Raw genomic sequence first — 26,984 nt, 5'->3', positions numbered from 1 at the left:
GACCTCGCGGCGGTTGCCGTTGAGCTTGAGCTCCTTGATGCCCTCGGTGAGCGAGCGGAAGTGCTTGAAGAGGGTGTCCTGGGTGGTGCGGGCCTTGGCGAGCCCTCCCGTGGCGAGGCCCGTGAGGAGGCTGAACGACAGCACGCCCAGCGTCATGAAGACGATCATCCCCAGGAAGAGCTTCCAGGAGAGCCACGCCATCCACCCCAGGCAGCCGATGAGGATGGCTGCGTTCACCACGATGAGGGGCAGCAACATCATGCCGTTGCTGACCGTGACGATGTCGTCCGTCAGGGTGGCGATCATCCGGTGCGCGCCGAGCTCCTCGAACCGGCGCAGGGGCGCCGAGACGATGCTGCGGCTGAGCCGCAGGCGCATGTTGTAGAGCGCGTTCTGCTGCATCCCGTTGAGCAGCACCTGCGAGAAGATGCGGGTCACCAGGGACAGCAGCATCAGGCCGATGAAGCCACCCACCAGCACGTTGTCCGGTGTGTCGGTGCCGGTCAGCTTGTGGTTGATGAGGGCGATGAGCGCGGCGCTGCTGCCACCCGACAGCAGGCCGCACAGGGCCGACAGGAAGACGCTGCCTCGCGAGGCGCGCAGCAGGAGGGCAAGGAGTTTCATGGGGTCTTGGTGCTCACTGAGGCCCGCTCGTGGGCGCGTTCGAGGTACTCGCGCAGTCGCTCGGCCACTGCCTGCACGGCGGGAGGCTGCAACAGCTCGAAGTGTGCGCCGGGCACCTCATGGATGTCCAGCTTGCCCGGAGGCGCCAGGGCCCCCCAGCCGCGATCCTCCGTCTGGCCAGGGACCGGCTTGCTGGCGCGCAGCAGGGTGAGCGGCCCGCTCGTGTGGGCAGCGGGCTGGTAGCGCCAGCTGGCACGCAGGTTGGCCTCGAAGACGTTGCGCAGGGCGCGCACCTGCTCCACCCCCACCTCGGGCAGGGCGAGCTGGGCCTTGCGCGCTCCCTCCATCAGGACGTGGAGCAACTCCTCCCGTCCCAGCGTCTTCACCTGCTCCTCGGGCACCTTGAAGCCGTCGCCGATGAGGTCTTCCACCAGGCTCACGAAGGCCTGCTGGAGGGCCTCGTCCTCGTTCTGGATGTTGGCGGGCCGCCCGGAGGGCGCCTGCGAGTCGATGAGCATCAACAGCTCCACCTGCTCGCCCTGACGCTGGAGCTGCTGGGCCATCTCGTAGGCCACCACGCCACCCATGGACCAGCCACCGAGCAGGTAGGGCCCGGAGGGCTGGACGGTGCGGATGGCGTCCACGTAGAGGGCCGCCATCTCCTCGACCGTCTGGCACGGAGGCAGCGAGCCGTCGAGCCCGCGCGACTCGAGGGCGTAGAACGGCTGCTGCGGACCCAGCTGACGGGACAGCTCGGAGTAGCCGAGCACGGTGCCGCCCACCGGGTGGACGACGAAGAGCGGACGGTGGGGGTTGCCCGGCTGCACGGGCACGAGCGGCACCAGGGGCGACCAGGCCTGCGGCACCCCACGCAACAGCTGCGCGAGCTGCTCCACCGTGGGCGCCTGGAAGAGCGCGGCCAGCGGCAGGTTCCGGCCCGTCACCTCGCGCAGCCGGCCCATGAGGCGCACGGCCAGCAGCGAGTGCCCACCCAGCTCGAAGAAGTGGCTGGTCGCGCCGACAGGCCGCACGTCCAGCACCTCCTCCCAGATGCGCGCCACCTGGAGCTCCAGGGCATCGCGCGGCGGCACGTAGGCCCCCGCCGCCTCGATGCGGCCCTGCTCCGGSGCGGGCAGYGCCTTGCGGTCCACCTTGCCGCTGGAGTTGAGCGGCAGCTTCTCCAKCGCCACGAAGGCCGAGGGCACCATGTACTCCGGCAGCTTCTGGCGCAGGGCGCCACGCAGCTCGGCCAGGTCGAACGGCTGACCGTCCCGGGCCACGAGGTACGCCACCAGCCGCTTGTCTCCCGGCGTGTCCTCRCGGGCCACCACCGTGGCCTGCTGCACGCCCGGGTGGCTGGAGAGCACCGCTTCAATCTCCTCCAGCTCGATGCGGAAGCCGCGCACCTTCACCTGGAAGTCCACGCGGCCCAGGTAGTCGATGGTGCCGTCCGGCAGCCAGCGCACCAGGTCCCCGGTCCGGTACAGGCGGGCACCGGGCTGCGAGCTGAACGGATCCGCGACGAACTTCTGCGACGTCAGCTCGGGCCGGCGCAGGTAGCCGCGGGCCACGCCGGCGCCACCGACGTACAGCTCGCCGGGGACACCCACGGGCACGGGCTGCATGCGCTCGTCGAGCACGTAGCCGCGCACGTTGGGCAGCAGCTTTCCGAGCGTGGGCTTCGGCCAGTCACGCACCTCGCACGCCGTGGTGTCCACCGTGCACTCGGTGGGGCCGTAGACGTTGAAGAAGCGGGTGCGCGGGTGCTGGGACAGCGTGGTCCAGAGCGCCTCGTCCAGCGCCTCGCCACCCACGAGCACGCGCGTGGGCACGTTCTCCGTCCGGGTGGCCAGACCCGCGCCGAGCAACAGGCGCAGGTGCGAGGGCGAGCAGTCCAGGACGTCCACCCGGTCGCGCGCCAGCAGCGCCAGCAGCGCGTCCACGTCGCCACGGGCGGCCTCGGGGACCATGCAGAGCGCGTGGCCATCGAGAATCCGCACGAGCTGCTTCACCGACGCGTCGAAGGACAGCGGCGCGTTGAGGGTGACGCGCTGCGGGGCCTTGACGTCGGCGTACACGGTGCTGGCCAGGGCGTGGCGCAGGTTGAGCACGGAGCCCTGCTGAATCATCACGCCCTTGGGCACGCCGGTGGAGCCCGAGGTGTAGATGACGTAGGCGAGGTCCTCGGGGCCGTTGACGAGGGGCGGGTTCTCCACGCTCTGGCGGGCGAGCAGTCCGTCCTCCGCGTCCAGGCAGAGCACCTGGGCGGTGGGGGACTGGAGCCGGGGCAGCAGGTGGCGCTGGGTGAGCAGCACCGGGGCCCGCGAGTCCGTGAGCACCAGGTTCAGACGCTCCTGCGGGTAGGCGGGATCCAACGGCACGTAGGCGCCGCCGGCCTTGAGGATGCCGAACACGGCCACCACCTGCTCCAGCGAGCGCTCCAGGCACATGGCCACCAGGACATTGGGACCGATGCCCCGCGCGCGCAGCAGGTGCGCGAGCTGGTTGGCGCGCTGGTTGAGCTCGCGGAAGGTGAGCTGGCTGCCCTCGAACATGAGCGCCAGCGCCTCCGGGGTGCGAGCCACCTGGGCCTCGAACGCGGCGGGCAGCGACGGCTCGACGGTGAAGTCCCGCCGGGTGTCGTTCCACTCCACCAGCAACTGGCGCCGCTCCTCGCTGGTGAGCAGCGGCAGCCGTCCCAGGCTCTGCTCGGGGTCGGCGACGGCGCCCTCCAGCAGGACGTTCAGGTGTCCGGCCATGCGCGCGGCCGTCCCGGCGTCGAACAGGTCCGCGTTGTAGAGGAGCACGCCCGCGAGCGCCCCGGCCTCCTCGGCGAAGGTGAGGGACAGCTCGAAGCGGGCCGTCTGGGCGTCCACCTCCACCGGGCGCAGCGTCAGCCCGGTGGACTCCAGGGTCTGCGCGGGCGTGTTCTGGAAGGTGAGCATCACCTGGAAGAGCGGCGAGCGGCTCAGATCGCGCTCGGGCTGGAGCTCCTCGACGAGCTTCTCGAAGGGCACCTCCTGGTGGGCGTAAGCGCCGAGCGTGGTCTCGCGCACCTGCGCCAGCAGGGCCCGGAAGCTCCGCTGGGGCGACAGGCGGGAGCGCAGGACGAGGGTGTTGACGAAGAAGCCGATGAGCCCCTCCACCTCACCGCGGTTGCGGCCGGCGATGGGCGAGCCGACGCTGATGTCGTCCTGCCCGGAGTAGCGCGAGAGCAGCACCTGGAAGGCCGCCAGCAACAGCATGAAGGGCGTGATGCCTTCGCGCTGGCAGAGCTTCATCAGCGCCCGCGAGAGCTCCGCGGACAGCACCACGGGCTGGCTGCCGCCCCGGTGGGTCATCACGGGAGGCCGCGGCCTGTCCGTGGGCAGCTCCAGCGCGCGCGGCGCACCGGTGAGCTGCTGACGCCACCAGCCGAGCTGCTGCTCGAGCACCTCGCCCTGGAGCCAGCCACGCTGCCACGCCGCGTAGTCGGCGTACTGCACGGGCAGCTCTGGCAGCGGGGAGGGCTTGCCCTCGGTGAAGGCCTGGTAGAGCGCCGCCACCTCGCGCACCAGCACCCCCAGGGACCAGCCGTCCGAGACGATGTGGTGCATGGTGACCACGAGCACGTGCTGCTTCGCGTCCAGCCGCAGCAGCAGGGCGCGCAGCAGGGGCCCGCGGCCGAGCTCGAAGGGCTTCAGCGCATGCTCGGTGCTGAGCCGCCGCACCTCGGCCTCCAGCTCGGAGGCGGGCACGGCGCTCAGGTCCACCACCTCCAGGGGCAGCGTGCCGTGCGGAGCGATGACCTGCACGGGCTCGCCCTGCGCGGTGGCGAACGTGGTGCGCAGCGACTCGTGGCGCCGCACCAGCTCGGACAGCGCGCGCTCCAGGGCCGCGACATCCAGCACGCCCTCCAGCCGCACCGCCGTGGGCAGGTTGTAGAAGGCGTTGCCTGGCTGGAGCTGATCCAGGAACCACAGCCGCTGCTGCGAGAAGGACAGGGGCAGGTGCGCCTCACGCGAGACGCGCGTGATGGCGGGCGCCTGGACTCCCTGGCCGGCCCGGATGGCCGCGTCGAGCCTCTCCGCCAGGGCGGCGATGGAGGGGGCCTCGAAGAGATCCCTCAGGGGCAGCTCCACCCGGAAGGCCGTGCGGATGCGCGAGAGCACCTGCGTGGCCAGCAGCGAGTGGCCACCCAGCTCGAAGAAGTTCTCGTGGACGCCGATGCGGGGCGCCTTGAGGACCTCGGACCAGAGCTGGGCGAGCAACTGCTCCGTCTCGTTGCGCGGGGCCACGTACTCCTGGCTCGTCTGCGCCTGGTCCGGCACGGGCAGGGCCTTGCGGTCCACCTTGCCGTTGGGTGAGAGCGGCAGCGTGTCGAGCACCATGAGCGCCGAGGGCACCATGTACTCGGGCAGGCTCTGCTTGAGGAAGGTGCGCAGCTCGGCGGCCGCGAGCGTGTGCTCCGGCTTCGCCACGAGGTACGCCACCAGGCGCTTGTCGCCCGGCGAGTCCTCGCGAGCCACCACCACGACGTCGCGCACGCTCGGGTGGCCCCGGAGCGCCGTTTCGATCTCTCCCAGCTCGATGCGGAAGCCGCGCACCTTCACCTGGTTGTCGATGCGGCCCAGGTACTCGAGCTCACCGTCCGGCAGGTAGCGGACCCGGTCGCCCGTGCGGTACAGGCGCTCACCGGGCGTGGTGGAGAACGGGTTGGGCACGAACCGCTCGGCGGCCAGCTCCGGACGGTGCAGGTAGCCGCGGGCCAGTCCCGCGCCGCCCAGGTAGAGCTCGCCCGGCACGCCCACCGGCACCAGCTGCATGCGGGCGTCCAGCACGTAACCCTGCGTCCCCGCCAGCGGCCTACCGATGGTGGGCTCGCGCTGGGCATCGCGGGACACGCGCACGTACGTGGAGTACGTGGTGTCCTCCGTGGGGCCGTAGAGGTTGTAGAGGCCGTCCACGTGGGGCAGCTCGTGGATGAGCTTCGCGAGGGCACCGGTGAGCGGCTCGCCCGCGAGGTTGATGGTGCGCACCGACGTGGGCACGCCCTGGCTCCGCACCAGCTCCGCCATGGCCGAGGGCACCGTGTTGACGAGGGTGACCTCGTTCCGGGCCTCGATGGTAGGCAGCGCCAGGGCGTTCTCCGCCACGATGACCGCGCCACCGGAGCTCAGCGGGGCGAAGAGCTCGAAGACGGAGAGGTCGAAGTTGAGCGAGGTGGCCGCCAGCACGCCGGTGAGCTGCTCCGGCGAGAAGACGCCCCGCGCCCAGTGGATGAAGGCCACGGCGTTGCGGTGCTCCAGAGAGACACCCTTGGGCCGGCCGGTGGAGCCGGAGGTGTAGAGCACGTAGGCCAGGTTGCTGGGGTGCACCGGGGCCCGGAAGCGCTCGGAGGGCAGGGCGTCGAGCTCCGCCTGGGCCTCATCCAGCAGCACCACGTGGGCCGGGTGCGCGGGCAGCGAGCGCGACGGACGCCGCTGGGTGAGCAGCACGGGCACGCGCGTCTCCTGGAGCATGTAGCCCAGGCGGTCCTGCGGGTAGGCGGGATCCAACGGCACGTAGGTGCCACCGGCCTTGAGCACGCCCAGCACGGCGAGCACCAGGTGCTCGGTGCGCTCCAGGCACACGCCGACCTTGATCTCGGGACCCACGCCCAACTGACGCAGACGGTGGGCCAGCTGGTTGGAGCGGCGCTCCAGCTCCCGGTAGGTGAGGCGCCGGGTGCCGGAGATGACGGCGAGGGCGTCCGGCGTGCGCTCCACCTGCGCCTCCACGAGGTGGTGGAGGCAGGTGTCGCCCACCGGCTGCGGCAGCGGCTCGCTCCAGTCCACGAGCAGCTGGCGGCGCTCCGCCTCATCGAGCGGAGACAGCTCCCACAGCTTGCGCTCGGGGGCGGCGACGATGCCCTCCAGCAGCACGCGCAGGTGCCCCAGCATGCGCTGGATGGTGGAGGCGTCGTACAGGTCGGTGTTGTACTCGAGCTCACCCGCGAAGCCCTGCTCCGTCTCCATGAAGCCCAGGGACAGGTCGAACTTGGCGGTGTCGTTGGCGAGCGGCAGCGGACGCAGCGTCAGGCCGGGCAGGGACTGCTCCGGCATGGGCGCGTTGAGCACCGTGAACATCACCTGGAAGAGCGGAGAGCGGCTGAGGTCGCGCTCGGGCTGGAGCTCCTCGACGAGCTTCTCGAAGGGCACCTCCTGGTGCGCGTACGCCCCCAGGGTCGTCTCCCTCACGCGCGCCAGCAGCTCGCGGAAGCTCTGCTGGGGCGAGAGTCTGGAGCGCAGGACGAGGGTGTTGATGAAGAAGCCGATGAGGCCCTCCACCTCACCGCGGTTGCGGCCGGCGATGGGCGAGCCGACGCTGATGTCGTCCTGCCCGGAGTAGCGCGAGAGCAGCACCTGGAAGGCCGCCAGCAGCACCATGAAGGGCGTGGCACCCTCCCGCTGGGCCAGCGCCTTGAGGCCCTGGGACAGCGGGAGCGGCAGCTGCACGCTGGAGGTCGCACCGCGGTGCGTCTGCACGGGCGGACGGGGCCTGTCGGTGGGCAGCTCCAGCGCGCGCGGCGCATCCGCCAGCTGCTGGCGCCACCAGCCGAGCTGCTGCTCGAGGACGTCGCCCTGGAGCCAGCCGCGCTGCCACGCCGCGTAGTCGGCGTACTGCACGGGCAGCTCCGGCAGGGGCGAGGGCTGGCCCTGGGTGAACGCCTGGTAGAGCGCGCCCACCTCGCCCACCAGCACGCCCATGGACCAGCCGTCCGAGACGATGTGGTGCAGCGTGACCACGAGCACATGCTCCTGCTCCGCCAGCCGTACCAGCAGGGAGCGCAACAGGGGCCCACGGCCGAGGTCGAAGGGCCGCATGGCGCTCTCGGTGCTGAGCCTCCGCACCTCGGCCTCACGCTCGGAGGCGGGCACGGCGCTCAGGTCCACCACCTCCAGGGCTCGCGCGCCGTGCGGGGCGATGACCTGCACGGGCTGACCCTCGTGGGTGGCGAAGGTGGTGCGCAGCGACTCGTGGCGCCGCACCAGCTCGGACAGCGCGCGCTCGAGGGCCGCGACGTCCAGCACGCCCTCCAGCTTCACGGCCGTGGGCATGTTGTAGAAGGCGCCGCCCGGCTCGAGCTGATCCAGGAACCACAGACGCTGCTGGGCGAAGGACAGGGGCAGGCTCCCCTCACGCGAGACGCGCGTGATGGCGGGAGCGTGGAGACCCTGGCCGGCCCGGATGGCCTCGTCGACCTTCAATGCCAGCGTGGCGAGCGTGGTGGCCTCGAAGAGCACGCGCAGCGGCAGGTCCACCTGGAAGGCGGAGCGGATGCGCGAGAGCACCTGCGTGGCCAGAAGCGAGTGGCCGCCCAGCTCGAAGAAGTTGTCGTGCAGACCGATGCGGGACACGCGGAGCACCTCGGCCCAGAGCTGGGCGAGGAGCCGCTCGGTCTCGTTGCGCGGGGCCACGTACTCCTGGCCCGTCTCCACCCGATCCGGCATGGGCAGGGCCTTGCGGTCCACCTTGCCGTTGGGGGTGAGCGGCAGGCGCTCCAGCTTCAGCAGCGCGCCCGGCACCATGTAGTCCGGCAGCTTCTCCTTGAGCCAGGCCTTCAGCGCCGTCACCTCGAGGCCCTGGCCCTCGCGAGGCGCCACGTAGCCCACCAGGCGCTTGTCGCCCGGGGAGTCCTCGCGCACGAGCACCACGGCCTCGCCCACGCCCGGGTAGCCCAGCAGCGCCGACTCCACCTCGCCCAGCTCGATGCGGAAGCCGCGCACCTTCACCTGCGCGTCCACCCGGCCGATGAACTCGAGGTGGCCCTCGGGCAGCCAGCGCACGAGGTCACCCGTGCGGTAGAGCCGCTCTCCGGGCCCGGTGCTGAACGGGTGCGGGACGAACCGCTCCGCCGTCAGGTCCGGGCGGTGCAGGTAGCCCCACGCCAGGCCCTCGCCACCGATGTACAGCTCACCCGGCACGCCCGCGGGCACCGGCTGCCCGTCGCGGTCGAGCACGTACAGCGTCGTGTTGGACAGCGCTCCACCAATGGGCACGTTCGTCATGCCCGGGGGGAGCTGGCCCACCCGGTACGCGCTGGCGATGGTGGTGCTCTCGGTGGGGCCATACGCATTGAGCAGCACACCCGGTGCCCCCTTGCGCAGCACCTCGCGCGCCCACTGCGGGTCCATGGCCTCGCCGCCCACGGAGACGAACCGCAGGCCCGAGAAGGACTCGGGCCGCTCCAGGGCCATCTGGTTGAAGATGGCCGTGGTGGTGACCAGCACGTTGATGCGCTGGCGCTCCAGGTACTCGCCCATGACCCGGGGCTGCAGGATGACTTCCCGCGGCACACCGATCAGCCGGGCACCATTGAGCAGCGAACCCCACACCTCCAGGGTGGCCGGGTCGAACGAGGCATTGATGGTCTGCCCCACCCGGTCGCTCGCCTCGATCTGGGTGTAGTTGGTGTTGCGCACCAGGCGCACGATGGCCTGGTGCGGGACGCACACGCCCTTGGGCCGGCCCGTGGAGCCGGAGGTGTAGATGACGTACGCGGCCTGCATCGAGTCGATGGACAGGGAGAGCGGCCCGGAAGGCTGCTGGCCGATGACACCCCAGTCCTCGTCCAGGCACACCACGGCGCGCTCGCCCAGGGGCAGCGACGCCACGAGGTGTCGCTGCGTCACCACGACGCGGGCCCGGGTGTCCTCGAGCATGAAGGCCAGGCGCTGCTGGGGGTAGGCGGGATCGAGCGGGACGTAGGCGGCGCCGGCCTTGAGGATGCCGAGCAGACCGGCGACGAGGTCCGCGGAGCGCTCGACGCTGATGCAGACGAGGTCGCCGGAGCGCACGCCCTGGGAGGCCAGGAAGCGGGCGAGCTGGTTGGAGCGTGCGTCGAGCTCGCGGTAGGTGAGCCGCGTCTCGCCGAACTCCAAGGCGACCGTCTCGGGGTGGAGGAGGACCCGCTCCGCGAAGAGCTGGGGAACGCTGTGCTGGCGCGGGAACTCCGTGCGCGTCTGGTTCCACTCCACCAGCACCCGCTGGCGCTCCGCCGCGCTGAGCAGCGACAGCTCCTGGAGCTGGCGGTCCGGTGCGGCGGCGATGCCCTCCATCAACACCTGCAGGTGTCCCAGCATGCGCTGGATGGTGGAGGCCTCGAACAGATCGGTGTTGTACTCCAGCGCTCCGGCGAAGCCCTCGGCGGTGTCCTGGAGGCCCAGGGTGAGGTCGTACTTGGCCGTGGCCGTTTCACCCTCGAGCGTCAGCGGGCTCATCCTCAGCCCCTGCGTGGACAGCTCCGGCATCGGAGTGTTCAGCACGGCGAAGGAGACCTGGAAGAGAGGAGAGCGGCTGAGGTCGCGCTCGGGCTGGAGTTCCTCGACGAGCTTCTCGAAGGGCACGTCCTGGTGGGCATAGGCGCCCAGCGTCGTCTCCCTCACGCGCGCCAGCAGCTCGCGGAAGCTGAGCCGGGACGAGAGGCGGGTGCGCATGACCAGGGTGTTGACGAAGAAGCCGATGAGGCCATCCACGCCCCCCCGGTGACGGCCCGCGATGGCCGAGCCCACGGAGATGTCGTACTGGCCCGAGTAGCGCGAGAGCAGCACCTGGAAGGCGGCCAGCAGCACCATGAAGGGCGTGGCGCTCTCCTCCTGCCCGAGGGCCTTGAGGGCCTGGGACAGGGGCCGCGGCAGCTGTACGAAGCTGACGGCGCCACGGAAGGTCTGCACGGCCGGACGGGGCTTGTCGGTGGGCAGGTCCAGCACGCGCGGCGCATCCGCCAGCTGCTGGCGCCACCAGCCGAGCTGCTGCTCGAGGACGTCGCCCTGGAGCCAGCCGCGCTGCCACGCCGCGTAGTCGGCGTACTGCACTGGCAGCTCCGGCAGAGGCGAGGGCTGGCCCTGGGAGAAGGCCTCGTAGAGCGCGGCCATCTCGCGCACGAGCACGCCCATGGACCAGCCGTCCGAGACGATGTGGTGCATGTTGAGCAGCAGCACGTGCGACTGCTCCTCCTGCCGAAGCAGGAGCACGCGCAGCAGGGGCCCCTGGCCGAGGTCGAAGGGCTTCATCGACTCGGCCATCACCCGCCGGCGCATCTCGGCCTCACGCTCCGAGACTGGCAGGGACAGCAGATCCACCACCTCCAGGGGCAGGGTGCCCTTGGGGGAGATGAGCTGCACCGGCTGGCCCTGGTCCTCGCGGAACACGGTGCGCAGCGACTCGTGACGCTGCACCAGCTCCTCGAAGCTGCGCCGCAGGGCGGTGACGTCGAGCTGCCCGTCCAGCCGCACCAGGAGGGGGATGTTGTAGAAGGAGCTGCCGGGCTGGAGCTGATCCAGGAACCACAGGCGCTGCTGAGCGAAGGACAGCGGGAGGGCTCCCTCGCGTGACACCCGCGTCAGCGCTGGCGCCTCGGACACGGGGCTCGTCCCGCGCAGGGAGTCGATGCGCGAGGAGAGGCCGGTGAGCGTGGGCGAGTCGAACAGCTCACGCAGGGGCAGGTCCACCTGGAGGGCCTCTCGGATGCGCACCACCACCTGGGTGGCGAGCAGCGAGTGGCCACCCAGCTCGAAGAAGTCGTCGTTGAGGCCCACGCGCTCCAGGCCCAGCAGCGAGCGCCAGATTTCGGCCAGCTTCACCTCGGTGTCGGTGCGAGGGGCCTCGAAGGAGGTGTCGTCCGAGCGAGCGGCGTCCGGGGTGGGCAGGGCCTTGCGGTCCACCTTGCCGTTGGGCGAGAGCGGCAGGGACTCCAGCACGACGTAGGCCGGAGGCACCATGTACTCGGGCAGCCGCTCCTTCATCCACGCGCGCAGGGCGGTGGCGTCGGGAGAGGCGTCCTTGGCGGTGACGTAGGCCACCAGGCGCTTGTCGCCCGGGACGTCCTCGCGCACCACCACCACGGCCTCACGCACCTGGGAGTGCTGGGTGAGCACGGTCTCGATTTCACCCAGCTCGATGCGGAAGCCACGCACCTTCACCTGGGCGTCGCGGCGGCCGAAGAACTCGATGCGGCCGTCCGGCAGGTAGCGAGCGAGGTCACCCGTGCGGTACAGGCGGGCGCCGGGCTCGGTGCTGAAGGGGTTGGGGACGAACTTCTCGGCCGTGAGCTCCGGACGGTTGAGGTAGCCGACGGCCAGGCCGTCACCACCGGTGTACAGCTCGCCGGCAATCCCCACGGGGACGGGCTGCATGGAAGCATCCAGGAGGTACACCTGGGTGCTGGCGATGGGCTTGCCGATGGAGACGGAGTAACCGACCTGCGAAGCCTCCCGCATGGGGTAGCAGCAGGTGAAGGTGGTGTTCTCGGTGGGGCCGTAGCCATTGACCACGATTCCGCCCTGAGCGAGCCGCTCCTTGACGCGGCCGACAGGGAGCACGTCACCACCGGCCAGGAGTTGGCGCACGCTGCGCAGGGCCTGGGGCTGGGTGGCCTGCATCTGCTCGAAGAGGGCCGCGGTCAGCCACAGGGTGGTGATGCCGTTGCGCACCAGCGAGGTGCCCAGCTCATCCAGCGAGGGCGTGCCAGCCGGGTACACCACGAGCTTCGCACCGTGAAGCAGGGCACCCCACAGCTCGAGCGTGGAGGCGTCGAAGGAGATGGGGGCCAGCTGGAGGAAGACCTCCTGGGGGCCCATGTCGATGAAGGAACTGCCCTTCACCAGGCGCACCACGCCCCGGTGGGGCACGCACACGCCCTTGGGCCGGCCGGTGGAGCCGGAGGTGTACATGACGTACGCCACGTTCTCGGCGGTGACACCGGAGGCGACGTTGTCCTCGGGCTGCACGGAGACCTGGTCCCAATCGGCATCCAGGCAGACGAAGAGAGCGCCCTGGGCAGGCAGCTCATCGGCCAGGCTCTCCTGGGTGACGATGACCATGACGCCGGTGTCCTGGAGCATGAAGGACAGGCGGTCGGCGGGGTAGGAGGGGTCGAGCGGGACGTAGGCGGCGCCGGCCTTGAGGATGCCGAGGATGCCGACGATGAGCTCGAGCGAGCGCTCCAGGCACAGGCCGACGCGAGACTCGGGACCGACGCCGAAGGCGCGCAGGTGGTGGGCGAGCTGGTTGGCCCGCTTGTTCAGCTCCCGGTAGGTAAGCGTCTGGCCCTGGTACTCGATGGCGATGGAGTCCGGGGTGCGCTCGGCCTGGGCCTCGAAGAGGGAGGGGATGCTGGCATCGCGCGGGTAGTCCACGCGCGTGGCATTCCAATCCACCAGCAGCTGCCGCCGCTCCGCCGTGCTCATCAGCGGCAGATGACGCAGCTGGTGCTCCGGGTGGGCCACGGCGCCCTCGAGCAGCACCTGTAGCTGGGCGAGCATGCGCTGGGCCGTGGAGGCCTCGTACAGGTCGATGTTGTACGCCAACTCACCCGCGAAGCCCTCGGCCGTCTCCTGGAAGCCCAGCGACAGGTCGAACTTGGACGTGGTGTTGTCGAGCAGCAGCGAACGCAGCGTCAGGCCAGGCAGCGCCAGTTCCGACTGGGGCGTGTTCTCGAAGGTGAATGAGACCTGGAAGAGGGGAGAGCGGCTGAGGTCGCGCTCGGGCTGGAGCTCCTCGACGAGCTTCTCGAAGGGGACCTCCTGGTGGGCGTAGGCCCCCAGGGTGGTCTCACGCACCTGGGCGAGCAGCTCGCGGAAGCTCTGCTGCGGCGACACGCGGGCGCGCAGCACCAGCGTGTTGACGAAGAAGCCGATGAGGCCCTCCACCTCGCCGCGGTTGCGGCCGGCGATGGGCGAGCCGACGGAGATGTCCTGCTGGCCCGAGCTGCGCGAGAGCAGCACCTGGAAGGCCGCCAGGATCACCATGAACGGCGTGGCGCCCTCCTTCTGGGCGAACGCCTTGATGCTCTGGGACAGGGGCAGCGGCAACTGCGTGAGGCAGGTGGCGCCGCGATACGTCTGCACGGGCGGACGAGGCTTGTCGGTGGGCAGCTCCAGCACACGCGGCGCATCGGCCAGCTGTTGACGCCACCAGCCGAGCTGCTGCTCGAGGACGTCGCCCTGGAGCCAGCCGCGCTGCCAGGCGGAGTAGTCGGCGTACTGCACGGGCAGCTCGGGCAGGGGAGAGGGCCGCCCCTGGGAGAAGGCCTCGTAGAGCGCGCCCACTTCACGCACCAGCACGCCCATGGACCAGCCATCGGAGATGATGTGGTGCAGCGTGAGCATGAGCACGTGCTGCTGCTGCTCCAGACGCAGCAACAGAGCGCGCACGAGGGGGCCCTGGCCGAGGTCGAAGGGCCGCATGGCGTGCTCGGTGGTGAGCCGGCGCACCTCGGCCTCACGCTCGGCGGAGGGCAGGGTCCGCAGATCGACCTGTTGCAGGGGCAGCGAGCCGTGTGGGGCGATGACCTGCGCGGGCTGGCCTTGCTGGGTGGCGAAGGTGGTGCGCAGGGCCTCGTGGCGCCGTACCAGCTCGTCGAGGGCGCGCTCGAGGGCCGTGGCATCCAGCGTGCCTTCGAGCTTCACGGCCATGGGCACGTTGTAGAAGGAGCCGCCCGGCTGGAGCTGATCCAGGAACCACAGACGCTGCTGGGCGAAGGACAGGGGCAGGTGCGCCTCACGCGAGACGCGGGTGAGGGCGGGAGCCTGGACGCCCTGGCCGGCCCGGACGGCCTCGTCGACCTTCAGCGCCAGTGAGGCGAGGGTGCTGGCCTCGAAGAGCGCACGCAGGGGCAGCTCGACCTGGAAGGCGGCGCGGATGCGCGAGAGCACCTGCGTGGCCAGCAGCGAGTGGCCACCCATGTCGAAGAAGTTGTCGTGAATGCCCACGCGAGAAACGTGGAGCACCTCGGCCCAGAGCTGGGCGAGGAGCCGCTCGGTCTCGGTGCGAGGCGCCACGTACTCCTGGCTCGCCTGTGCCTGATCCGGCACGGGCAGGGCCTTGCGGTCCACCTTGCCGTTGGGATTGAGCGGCAGCTTGTCGAGCTTCACCAGCGCGGCCGGGACCATGTAGTCCGGCAGCTTGTCCTTGAGGTAGCTCTTGAGCTCGCCCACCTCGAGGCCCTGGCCCTCGCGCGCCACCACGTAGCCCACCAGGCGTTTGTCGCCCGGGGAGTCCTCGCGCACCATCACCACGGCCTCGCCCACGCCGGGGTAGCCCACGAGCGCGGACTCGACTTCGCCCAGCTCGATGCGGAAGCCACGCACCTTCACCTGCGCGTCCACGCGGCCCACGAACTCGAGGTTGCCGCCGGGCAGCCAGCGCACCACGTCGCCGGTGCGGTACAGGCGGGCGCCCAGCTCGGTGCTGAAGGGGTGGGGGACGAACTTCTCGGCCGTCAGCTCGGGGCGGTGCAGGTAGCCCCAGGCGAGGCCCTCGCCGCCGATGTACAGCTCACCCGGCACGCCCACGGGCGCCGGCAGCCCGTTGCGGTCGAGCACGTAGAGCGTGGTGTTGGACAGCGCGCCACCAATGGGCACGGTCGTCACGTTCGGTCCCACCTGCTCCACGTGGTACCAGGTGGCGAAGGTGGTGCTCTCGGTGGGGCCGTACACGTGCAGCAGCTTGCCCGGCGCGCCCTTCTGAAGGACCTCGCGCACCCACTTGGGGTCGGAGGCCTCACCCCCGAAGTGCAGCTGCCGCAGGCCCGAGAAGGACTCGGGCCGCTCGCGGGCCACCTGGTTGAAGAGCGCGGTGGTGACGAACAGCACGTTGATGCGGGTGCGCTCCAGGTGCTCGCCCAGGGCGCGGGCCTCGAGGGCGATGTCCTTGGGGACGCCCACCACCCGGGCGCCGTTGAGCAGCGCGCCCCACAGCTCGAAGGTGGCCGCGTCGAAGGAGGCGTTGGACGCCTGCCCCACCCGGTCGGTCTCCTTCAGCTCGATGAAGTTGGTGTCACGCACCAGGCGCACGACGGCCTGATGCGGGACGCACACGCCCTTGGGCCGGCCCGTGGAGCCGGAGGTGTAGATGACGTACGCGGCCAGCATCGAGTCGACGGACCGCGAGAGCGGCTGCGTGGGCTGCTGACCGATGAGGTGCGACTCCGCATCGAGGCACACCACGGCGCGGTCGCCGAGCGGCAGGGACGCCACGAGGTGGCGCTGGGCCACGACGGCACGAGCCTGCGTATCCTCCAGCATGAAGGCCAGCCGTTGTTGCGGATACGAGGGGTCGAGCGGGACGTAGGCGCCACCGGCCTTGAGGATGCCGAGCAGACCGACGACGAGGTCCGCGGAGCGCTCGACGCAGATGCCCACGAGGTCACCCGGGCGCACACCCCTGGCCGCCAGCACGTGGGCCAGCTGGTTGGCGCGCGTGTCGAGCTCGCGGTAGCTGAGCAGGGTGTCGCCGAACTCGAGGGCAACCGCCTCGGGATGGCGGAGGACCCGCTCCTCGAAGAGCTGGTGGATGCTCCGCTGGCGCGGGAAGTCCGTGCGGGTTTGGTTCCAATCCACCAGCACCTGCTGACGCTCCGTGGCGCCGAGCAGCGACAGCTCCCGGAGCCGGCGATCCGGGGCGGAGACGATGCCCTCCAGCAGCATCTGCAACTGCTCGAGCATGCGCCGGGCCGTGGAGGCCTCGAACAGGTCGGTGTTGTACTCCAGCGCTCCCGCGAAGCCCTCGGCGTTCTCCTGGAGGCCGAGCGAGAGGTCGAACTTGGCCGTGTCGCCATCGAGCGGCAGCGGACGCAGCGTCAGGCCGGGCAGGGACTGCTCCGGCATGGGTGCGTTGAGCACGGAGAACATCACCTGGAAGAGCGGCGAGCGGCTCTGGTCGCGCTCGGGTTGGAGCTCCTCGACGAGCTTCTCGAAGGGCACTTCCTGGTGGGCATACGCCCCCAGCGTCGTCTCCTTCACCTGGGCGAGCAGCTCGCGGAAGCTGAGCTGGGACGGGATGCGCGAGCGCAGGACGAGGGTGTTGACGAAGAAGCCGATGAGGCCTTCCACCTCGCCGCGGTTGCGGCCGGCGATGGGCGAGCCGACGCTGATGTCGTCCTGTCCCGAGTAGCGCGAGAGCAGCACCTGGAAGGCGGCCAGCAGCACCATGAAGGGCGTGGCGCCCTCCTCCTGTCCGAGGGCCTTGAGGGCCTGGGACAGGGGCCGCGGCAGCTGCATGAGGCAGGTGGCACCGCGGTACGTCTGTACGGCCGGACGGGGCTTGTCGGTGGGCAGTTCCAGCACGCGCGGCGCATCCGCCAGTTGCTGGCGCCACCAGCCGAGCTGCTGCTCGAGCACGTCGCCCTGGAGCCAGCAGCGCTGCCAGGACGCGTAGTCGGCGTACTGCACGGGCAGCTCGGGCAGGGGCGAGGGCTGGCCCTGGGAGAAGGCCTCGTAGAGCGCGGCCATCTCGCGCACCAGCACGCCCATGGACCAACCGTCCGAGACGATGTGGTGCATGGTCAGCAGCAGCACGTGCGACTGCTCCTCCTGCCGCAGCAGCAGGACGCGCAGCAGAGGCCCCTGGCCGAGGTCGAAGGGCTTCAGCGATTCGGCCATCGCCAGCCGCTGCATTTCGGCCTCACGCTCCGAGGCCGGCAGGGACAGCAGATCCACCACCTGTAAGAGCGGGCTGCCCGAGGGGGCGATGACCTGCACCGGCTGGCCCTGCTGGGTGGCGAAGGTGGTGCGCAGCGACTCATGGCGCTGCACCAGCGCCTCGAAGCTGTTCCGCAGGGCGGCGACGTCGAGCTGCCCGTCCAGCCGCACCAGGAAGGGCACATTGTAGAAGGAACTGCCGGGCTGGAGCTGATCCAGGAGCCACAGGCGCTGCTGAGCGAAGGACAGCGGGAGGGCGCCTTCGCGCGAAACGCGCGTGATGGCGGGGGCCTGCGTTTGCTGTGCGGTCCCCTTGGACGCGTCGATACGCGAGGAGAGGCCGGTGAGAGTGGGCGAGTCGAACAGCTCACGCAGGGGCAGGTCGACCTGGAGGGCCTCGCGGACGCGCACCACCACCTGGGTGGCGAGCAGCGAGTGTCCGCCCAGCTCGAAGAAGTCGTCGTTGAGGCCCACGCGCTCCAGGCCCAGCAACGAGCGCCAGATTTCGGCCAGCTTCACCTCGGTGTCGGTGCGAGGGGCCTCGAAGGAGGTGTCGTCCGAGCGAGCGGCGTCCGGGGTGGGCAGGGCCTTGCGGTCCACCTTGCCGTTGGGAGAGAGGGGCAGGGACTCCAGCACCACGTAGGCCGGAGGCACCATGTACTCGGGCAGCCGCTCCTTCATCCACGCGCGCAGGGCGGTGGCATCGGGAGCGGAGTCCTTGGCGGTGACGTAGGCCACCAGGCGCTTGTCGCCCGGGACGTCCTCACGCACCACCACCACGGCCTCACGCACCTGGGAGTGCTGCGCGAGCACGGACTCGATTTCACCCAGCTCGATGCGGAAGCCACGCACCTTCACCTGGGCGTCGCGGCGGCCGAAGAACTCGATGCGGCCATCCGGCAGGTAGCGAGCGAGGTCACCCGTGCGGTACAGGCGGGCACCGGGCTCGGTGCTGAAGGGGTTGGGGACGAACTTCTCGGCCGTGAGCTCCGGACGGTTGAGGTAGCCGACGGCGAGGCCGTCACCGCCCGTGTACAGCTCCCCCATGACGCCCACGGGGACGGGCTGCATGGACGCATCCAGGAGGTACACCTGGGTGCTGGCAATGGGCTTGCCGATGGAGACGGAGTGGCCCACCTGCGCCAGCTCGCTCATGGGGTAGCAGCAGGTGAAGGTGGTGTTCTCGGTGGGGCCGTAGCCGTTGACCACGATTCCACCCTGAGCGAGCCGCTCCTTGACGCGACCGACAGGGAGAACGTCACCACCGGCCAGGAGCTGACGCACGTTGCGCAGGGCCTGGGGCTGGGTGGCCTGCATCTGCTCGAAGAGGGCGGCGGTCAGCCACAGGGTGGTGATGCCATTGCGCACCAGCGAGGCGCCCAACTCATCCAGCGAGGGCGTGCCAGCGGGGTACACCACGAGCCTGGCGCCGTGCAGCAGGGCGCCCCACAGCTCCAGGGTGGAAGCGTCGAAGGAGATGGGAGCCAGCTGGAGGAAGACCTCCTGGGGGCCCATGTCGATGAAGGTACTGCCCTTCACCAGGCGCACCACGCCCCTGTGCGGCACGCAGACACCCTTGGGCCGGCCGGTGGAGCCGGAGGTGTACATGACGTACGCCACGTTCTCGGCGGTGACACCGGAGGAGACGTTGTCCTCGGGCTGCACGGAGACCTGGTCCCAATCGGCATCCAGGCAGACGAAGAGCGCGCCCTGGGCGGGCAGCTCGTCGGCCAGGCTCTCCTGGGTGACGATGACCATGACGCCCGTGTCCTGGAGCATGAAGGACAGGCGATCGGCGGGGTAGGAGGGGTCGAGCGGGACGTAGGCGGCGCCGGCCTTGAGGATGCCGAGGATGCCGACGACGAGCTCCAGCGAGCGTTCCAGGCACAGGCCGACGCGAGACTCGGGACCGACACCGAAGGCACGCAGGTGGCGGGCGAGCTGGTTGGCCCGCTTGTTCAGCTCCCGGTAGGTGAGCGTCTGGCCCTGGTAGTCGACGGCGATGGAGTCCGGGGTGCGCTCGGCCTGGGCCTCGAAGAGGGAGGGAATGCTGGCGTCGCGCGGGTAGTCCACGCGGGTTGCGTTCCAATCCACCAGCACCTGCTGCCGCTCCGCCGTGTTCATCAGCGGCAGATGGCGCAGCTGGTGCTCCGGGTGGGCCACGGCGCCCTCGAGCAGCACCTGCAGCTGGGCGAGCATGCGCTGGGCCGTGGAGTCCTCGAACAGGTCCGTGTTGTACGCCAACTCACTGGTGAAGCCCTCGGCCGTCTCACGGAAACCCAGGGACAGGTCGAACTTGGAGGTGGTGTTGTCGAGCAGCAGCGGACGCAGCGTCAGGCCGGGCAGTGCCAGTTCCGACTGGGGCGCGCTTTCGTAGGTGAAGGAGACCTGGAAGAGAGGAGAGCGGCTGAGGTCGCGCTCGGGCTGGAGCTCCTCGACGAGCTTCTCGAAGGGGACCTCCTGGTGGGCGTAGGCCCCCAGGGTGGTCTCACGCACCTGGGCGAGCAGCTCGCGGAAGCTGAGCTGGGGAGAGAGCGTGGAGCGCAGGACGAGGGTGTTGACGAAGAAGCCGATGAGGCCCTCCACCTCGCCGCGGTTGCGGCCGGCGATGGGTGAGCCCACGGAGATGTCCTGCTGGCCCGAGCTGCGCGAGAGCAGCACCTGGAAGGCCGCCAGGATCACCATGAACGGCGTGACACCTTCGCGCTGGGCGAGCGTCTTGATGCCCTGGGACAAGGAGAGCGGCAACTGCGTGAGGCAGGTGGCGCCGCTGTGGGTCTGCACGGGCGGACGAGGCTTGTCGGTGGGCAGCTCCAGCACACGCGGCGCATCGGCCAGCTGCTGACGCCACCAGCCGAGCTGCTGCTCGAGGACGTCGCCCTGGAGCCAACCGCGCTGCCAGGCGGAGTAGTCGGCGTACTGCACGGGCAGCTCGGGCAGGGGCGAAGGCCGGCCCTGAGAGAAGGCCTCGTAGAGCGCGCCCACCTCACGCACCAGCACACCCATGGACCAGCCATCGGAGATGATGTGGTGCAGCGTGAGCATGAGCACGTGCTGCTGCTGTTCCAGACGCAGCAACAGAGCGCGCACGAGAGGGCCCTGGCCGAGGTCGAAGGGCCGCATGGCGTGCTCGGTGGTGAGCCGGTGCACCTCGGCCTCGCGCTCGGCGGAAGGCATCGAGCCCAGGTCGACCACCTGCAGGGGCAGCGAGCCGTGCGGGGCGATGACCTGCGCGGGCTGGCCTTGCTGGGTAGCGAAGGTGGTGCGCAGGGCCTCGTGGCGCCGCACCAGCTCGTCGAGGGCGCGCTCGAGGGCCGTGACATCCAACGCGCCTTCGAGCTTCACGGCCGTGGGCACGTTGTAGAAGGAGCCGCCCGGCTGGAGCTGATCCAGGAACCACAGGCGCTGCTGGGCGAAGGACAGGGGCAGGTGCGCCTCACGCGAGACGCGGGTGAGGGCGGGAGCCTGGACGCCCTGGCCGGCCCGGACGGCCTCGTCGACCTTCAGCGCCAGCGAGGCGAGGGTACTGGCCTCGAAGAGCGCACGCAGGGGCAGCTCGACCTGGAATGCGGCGCGGATGCGCGAGAGCACCTGCGTGGCCAGCAGCGAGTGGCCGCCCAGCTCGAAGAAGTTGTCGTGCAGGCCGACGCGAGGAGCGTGGAGCACCTCGGCCCAGAGCTGGGCGAGGAGCTGCTCGGTCTCGGTGCGGGGCGCCACGTACTCCTGGCTCGCCTGTGCCTGATCCGGCACGGGCAGGGCCTTGCGGTCCACCTTGCCGTTGGGCGAGAGCGGCAGGGTCTCCAGCGCCACATAGGCGGCGGGAACCATGTACTCGGGCAGCCGCTCCTTCACCCAGGCACGCAGGGCGGTGGCGTCGGGAGCGGAGTCCTTGGCGGTGACGTAGGCCACCAGGCGCTTGTCGCCCGGGACGTCCTCGCGCACCACCACCACCGTCTCGCGGACCTGCGAGTGCTGCGCGAGCACGGACTCGATCTCGCCCAGCTCGATGCGGAAGCCACGCACCTTCACCTGCGCGTCGCGGCGGCCGAGGAATTCGATGCGGCCATCCGGCAGGTAGCGGGCGAGGTCACCCGTGCGGTACAGGCGGGCGCCGGGCTCGGTGCTGAACGGATGCGGCACGAACTTCTCTGCCGTGAGCTCCGGACGGTTGAGGTAGCCGACGGCGAGGCCGTCACCACCGGTGTACAGCTCTCCGGCAATCCCCACGGGGACGGGCTGCATGGAAGCATCCAGGAGGTACACCTGGGTGCTGGCGATGGGCTTGCCGATGGAGACGGAGTAACCGGCCTGCGAAGGCTCCCGCATGGGGTAGCAGCAGGTGAAGGTGGTGTTCTCGGTGGGACCGTAGCCGTTGACGAGCAGGCCACCCTGGGAGAGGTGCTCCTTGACGCGGCCGACAGGGAGCACGTCACCACCGGCCAGGAGCTGACGCACGCTGCGCAGGGCCTGGGGCTGGGTGGCCTGCATCTGCTCGAAGAGGGCCGCGGTCAGCCACAGGGTGGTGATGCCGTTGCGCACCAGCGAGGCGCCCAGCTCATCCAGCGAGGGCGTGCCAGCCGGGTACACCACGAGCCTGGCGCCGTGCAGCAGGGCGCCCCACAGCTCCAGGGTGGAAGCGTCGAAGGAGATGGGAGCCAGCTGGAGGAAGACCTCCTGGGGGCCCATGTCGATGAAGGAGCTGCCCTTCACCAGGCGCACCACGCCCCGGTGGGGCACGCACACGCCCTTGGGCCGGCCGGTGGAGCCGGAGGTGTACATGACGTACGCCACATTCTCCGCGCTGACGCCAGAGGAGGGATTGCTCTCCGGCCGTACCTGCACCTGGCCCCAATCGGTGTCCAGGCAGACGAAGCGCGAGTCCTGGGCGGGCAGCTGATGGCTCAGGTGCTTCTGGGTGACGATGAGCCTGACGCCCGTGTCCTGGAGCATGAAGGACAGGCGATCGGCGGGGTAGGAGGGGTCGAGCGGAACGTAGGCGCCACCGGCCTTGAGGATGCCGAGGATGCCGACGACGAGCTCGAGCGAGCGCTCCAGGCACAGGCCGACGCGAGACTCGGGACCGACGCCGAAGGCGCGCAGGTGGTGGGCGAGCTGGTTGGAGCGCTTGTTGAGCTCGCGGTAGGTGAGCGTCTGGCCCTGGTACTCGATGGCGATGGAGTCCGGGGTGCGCTCGGCCTGGGCCTCGAAGAGGGAGGGGATGCTGGCGTCGCGCGGGTAGTCCACGCGGGTGGCGTTCCAGTCCACCAGCAGCTGGCGGCGCTCGGCCTCGCTCTGCAGGGGCAGCTCGCGGAGCTTGCGATCCGGGTTGGAGACGATGCCCTCCATCAGCACTTGCAGCTGCTCGAGCATGCGCCGGGCCGTGGAGGCCTCGAACAGGTCGGTGTTGTACTCGAGATCTCCCTCGAAGCCCTCGGCGGTCTCCTGAAGGCCGAGCGAGAGATCGTACTTGGCCGTGTCGCCATCGAGCGCCAGCGGGCTCATCTTCAGCCCATGGGAGGCCAGCTCCGCCATGGGCGCGTTCAGCAGGGCGAACAGCACCTGGAAGAGCGGCGGGCGGCTGAGGTCGCGCTCGGGCTGGAGCTCCTCGACGAGCTTCTCGAAGGGCACTTCCTGGTGGGCATATGCCCCCAGGGTCATCTCCTTCACCTGGGCGAGCAGCTCGCGGAAGCTGCTCTGGGACGGGATGCGCGAGCGCAGGACGAGGGTGTTGACGAAGAAGCCGATGAGGCCCTCCACCTCACCGCGGTTGCGGCCGGCGATGGGCGAGCCGACGCTGATGTCGTCCTGTCCCGAGTAGCGCGAGAGCAGCACCTGGAAGGCGGCCAGCAGCACCATGAAGGGCGTGGCGCCCTCCTCCTGGGCCAGCGCCTTGATGGACTGCGACAGGGCGAGCGGGAACCGCGTACGGCAGATGGCGCCGCGGTACGTCTGCACCGCGGGCCGGGGCTTGTCGGTGGGCAGTTCCAGCGCGCGCGGCGCATCCGCCAGTTGCTGGCGCCACCAGCCGAGCTGCTGCTCGAGCACGTCGCCCTGGAGCCAGCCGCGCTGCCAGGACGCGTAGTCGGCGTACTGCACGGGCAGCTCGGGCAGGGGCGAGGGCTGGCCTTGGGTGAAGGCCTCGTAGAACGCGGCCACCTCGCGCACCATCACGCCCATGGACCAACCGTCCGAGACGATGTGGTGCACGGTGAGCAGGAGCACATGCTGCTCCGCCTCCAGCCGCAGCAGCAGGGCGCGCAGCAGGGGCCCCTGGCCGAGGTCGAAGGGCTTCAGCGCGTCCTGCGAGGTGAGCCGGCGCAGCTCGGCCTCGCGTTCGGCGGAGGGCAGGGCGCTCAGGTCCACCACCTGTAGCGGCAGCGAGCCGTGCGGGGCGATGAACTGCACGGGCTGATCCTGCTGGGTGGCGAAGGTGGTGCGCAGCGACTCGTGGCGCTGCACCAGCGCGTTGAGGCTGTGCCCGAGGGCCGCGGCATCCAGCGAGCCCTCCAGCTTCACGGCCATGGGCACGTTGTAGAAGGAGCTGCCGGGCTGGAGCTGATCCAGGAACCACAGGCGCTGCTGGGCGAAGGACAGCGGGAGGGCGCCCTCGCGCGAGACGCGCGTGATGGCGGGGGGCTGGTCTTCCTGCCCGGTTCCCTTGGACGCGTCGATGCGCTCGGCCAGCAGGATCAGCGTGGGCGAGTCGAACAGGTCGCGCAGGGGCACGTCGGCCTGGAAGGCCTCGCGGACGCGTACCACCACCTGGGTGGCCAGCAGCGAGTGGCCGCCCAGCTCGAAGAAGTCGTCGTGCAGACCCACGCGCTCCAGGCCCAGCAACGAGCGCCAGATCTCCGCCAGCTTCACCTCGGTCTCGGTGCGCGGGGCCTCGAAGACCGCCTCGTCCGAGCGGACGCCGTCCGGGGCGGGCAGGGCCTTGCGGTCCACCTTGCCGTTGGGAGAGAGCGGCAGGGACTCCAGCACGACGTAGACCGGAGGCACCATGTACTCGGGCAGCCGCTCCTTCATCCACGCGCGCAGCGCGCTGATATCGGGCGCGGTGTCCTTGGCGACGAGGTACGCGACCAGGCGTTTGTCGCCCGGGACGTCCTCACGCACCACCACCACCGTCTCGCGGACCTGCGAGTGCTGCGCGAGCACGGACTCGATTTCACCCAGCTCGATGCGGAAGCCACGGACCTTCACCTGCGCGTCGCGGCGGCCGAAGAACTCGATGCGGCCGTCCGGCAGGTAGCGGGCGAGGTCACCCGTGCGGTACAGGCGGGCGCCCGGCTCGGTGCTGAAGGGGTTGGGGACGAACTTCTCTGCCGTGAGCTCCGGACGGTTGAGGTAGCCGACGGCCAGGCCGTCACCACCGGTGTACAGCTCGCCGGCAATCCCCACGGGGACGGGCTGCATGGAAGCATCCAGGAGGTACACCTGGGTGCTGGCAATGGGCTTGCCGATGGAGACGGAGTGGCCCACCTGAGCCAGCTCGCTCATGGGGTAGCAGCAGGTGAAGGTGGTGTTTTCCGTGGGGCCGTAGCCATTGACCACGATTCCACCCTGGGCGAGCCGCTCCTTGACGCGGCCGACAGGGAGCACGTCACCACCGGCCAGGAGCTGGCGCACGCTGCGCAGGGCCTGGGGCTGGGTGGCCTGCATCTGCTCGAAGAGCGCTGCTGTCAGCCACAGGGTGGTGATGCCATTGCGCACCAGCGAGGCGCCCAACTCATCCAGCGAGGGCGTGCCAGCGGGGTAGACCACCAGCTTCGCACCGTGAAGCAGCGCACCCCACAGCTCGAGCGTGGAGGCGTCGAAGGAGATGGGAGCCAGCTGGAGGAAGACCTCCTGGGGGCCCATGTCGATGAAGGAGCTGCCCTGCACCAGGCGCACCACGCCCCTGTGCGGTACGCACACGCCCTTGGGCCGGCCGGTGGAGCCGGAGGTGTACATGACGTACGCCACGTTCTCGGCCGTCACGCCAGACACGAGGTTGTCCTCGGGCTGCACGGAGACCTGGTCCCAGTCGGCATCCAGGCAGACGAAGAGAGCGCCCTGGGCGGGCAACTCGTCGGCCAGGCTCTCCTGGGTGACGATGACCATGACGCCCGTGTCCTGGAGCATGAAGGACAGGCGGTCGGCGGGATAGGACGGGTCGAGCGGGACGTAGGCGGCGCCGGCCTTGAGGATGCCGAGGATGCCGACGACGAGCTCGAGCGAGCGCTCCAGGCACAGGCCGACGCGAGACTCGGGACCGACACCGAAGGCGCGCAGGTGGTGGGCGAGCTGGTTGGCCCGCTTGTTGAGCTCGCGGTAGGTGAGCGTCTGGCCCTGGTAGTCGACGGCGATGGAGTCCGGGGTACGCTCGGCCTGGGCCTCGAAGAGGGAGGGGATGCTGGCGTCGCGCGGGTAGTCCACGCGCGTGGCATTCCAGTCCACCAGCACCTGCTGCCGCTCCGCCGCGCTCTGGATCGGCAGGTCACGGACCTTGTGGGTGGGCTCGGCGACGATGGCCTCGAGCAGCATCTGCAGCTGCTCGAACATGCGCTGGGCCGTGGCCGCCTCGTACAGGTCGGTGCTGTACTCCACCTCCCCGAAGAAGCCCGCCTCGCGCTCCGTGAAGGTGACCGTCAGGTCGAACTTGGACGTGTCGCCCTCGACCGTCAGCGGGCTCAGCTTCAGCCCCGGCAGGGCCAGCTCCGGCACCGGCGCGTTCTGCACGGCGAACAGCACCTGGAAGAGCGGCATGCGGCTCTGGTCACGCTCCGGCTTCAGCTCCTCGACGACCTGCTCGAAGGGCACGTCCTGGTGGGCATAGGCCCCCAGGGTCATCTCCTTCACCTGGGCGAGCAGCTCGCGGAAGCTCTGCTGCGGCGACACGCGGGCGCGCAGCACCAGCGTGTTGACGAAGAAGCCGATGAGGCCCTCGACATCCCCGCGGTGGCGGCCGGCGATGGGCGAGCCCAGCAGGAAGTCGTTCTGCCCCGAGTAGCGGTACATCAACACCTGGAAGGCGGACAGCAGCACCATGAAGGGCGTGGCGCCCTCCTTCTGGGCCAGCGCCTTGATGGACTCGGAGAGCCCCTTGGGCAGCATCCGCGTGAACCCGGCGCCCTTGAAGGAGGGCCGGGGCGGACGCGGCTTGTCCGTGGGCAGCTCCAGCACCTGCGGAGCGCCCTCGAGCTGCTTGCGCCAGTAGTCGAGCTGCTTCGTCAGCACGTCGCCCCGCAGCCACTCGCGCTGCCAGGAGGCGTAGTCCACGTACTGCACCGCCAGCTCCATCAGCGGCGACGGCTTGCCCTGCACGAAGGTCGCGTAGAGCGCGCCCATCTCGCGCACGAGCACGCCCATGGACCAGCCGTCCGAGACGACGTGGTGCATGGTCAGCAGCAGCACGAAGTCCTGCTCGGCCAGCCGCAGCATGCGGGCGCGCAGCAGCGGGCCCCGCTGGAGCTCGAACGGCTTGCGCGCCTCCTCGATGGCCAGCCGCCGCACCTCGGCCTCGTGCCGCGCGGTGGGCACCTCCCGCAGGTCCACCGTCTCCAGGTCGAACTCCGCCTGGGGCGCGATGACCTGCACCGGCTGGCCCTGCTCCGTGCGCAGCGTGGTGCGCAGCGACTCGTGACGGCGGATCAGCTCGTTGAAGCACCGCCGCAGCGTCGTCACGTCCAGCGCCCCCGTGAGCTGGATGGCCACCGGGACGTTGTAGAAGGCGTTGTTCGGATCCAACTGGTCCAGCAGCCACAGGCGCTGCTGGGCGAAGGACATCGGGTGCAGATCCGTGTCGCGTGGCCGGCGGGGGATGACCGCCCGGACGACGTTGTTGGGGGCCTGGGCCTGCTTCTGACGAAGTTGACGCAGCAGCAGCTCCCGCTTCTCGGGGGGGAGCGATGCGAGGCGGTCGTAGACGTCACTCAT

General features: G+C 70.2%; 1 protein-coding gene and 1 pseudogene (1 of these 2 cut by a window edge). Both read right to left on the bottom strand.

Going from position 1 to position 26,984, the window contains the following annotated elements:
• Positions 1–624: the 5' portion of a cyclic peptide export ABC transporter gene (locus tag BO221_RS12240; RefSeq protein ID WP_073560597.1), read on the bottom strand. The gene continues 1,020 nt to the left of window position 1, outside the view; 624 of the gene's 1,644 nt are visible here — the first part of the coding sequence; its start codon is at positions 622–624; its stop codon lies beyond the left edge, outside the window.
• A pseudogene (locus BO221_RS12235) lies at positions 621–26,984 on the bottom strand (non-ribosomal peptide synthase/polyketide synthase); the annotation flags it as partial. The pseudogene BO221_RS12235 and the gene BO221_RS12240, both read right to left, overlap by 4 nt.

It is taken from the genome of Archangium sp. Cb G35, from assembly GCF_001896145.1.
Classification (GTDB): domain Bacteria; phylum Myxococcota; class Myxococcia; order Myxococcales; family Myxococcaceae; genus Archangium; species Archangium violaceum.
The sequence above is the reverse complement of the archived record's forward strand: the minus strand, read 5'-3'. Positions and strand labels throughout refer to the sequence as shown.